This is a genomic window from Bacillus cereus group sp. BfR-BA-01382 (assembly GCF_022663475.1).
Lineage (GTDB): Bacteria > Bacillota > Bacilli > Bacillales > Bacillaceae_G > Bacillus_A > Bacillus_A thuringiensis_S.
The window spans coordinates 1-269 of record NZ_JAKUFQ010000368.1 but is presented as its reverse complement, the minus strand read 5'-3'; the positions used below and the strand labels follow the sequence as shown (position 1 = coordinate 269).

Below are 269 nucleotides of genomic sequence, written 5' to 3'. Positions count from 1 at the left end.
CTTGAAGAAACGAAATCAGAAGCAAACGGAGATGAAGTAATTGACATTGAAGGTGAGTCTGTAAATCTTGAAGAGAAAGTTTTCAATCTTGAAGAAGTTGAAAAGAAAGAAGAAAACATTAATCTTGAAGAAAAGGTAGTGGAAGAACATGAAATGACAGAAAAACCTCTTCCAGAAAGAAATCCAGAATTCGATAAAAAAGTGGATGAGAAACTTCAGAATATCAATGAAAACCTAAAGGAAATGAAAAAAGAAAAGCCCGAAAAAAT

The 269-nt window shown here is 32.0% G+C and carries 1 pseudogene; it reads left to right on the top strand.

What is annotated here, in order from left to right:
• Positions 1-269: pseudogene (locus MR160_RS34360) on the top strand (AAA family ATPase); the annotation flags it as partial.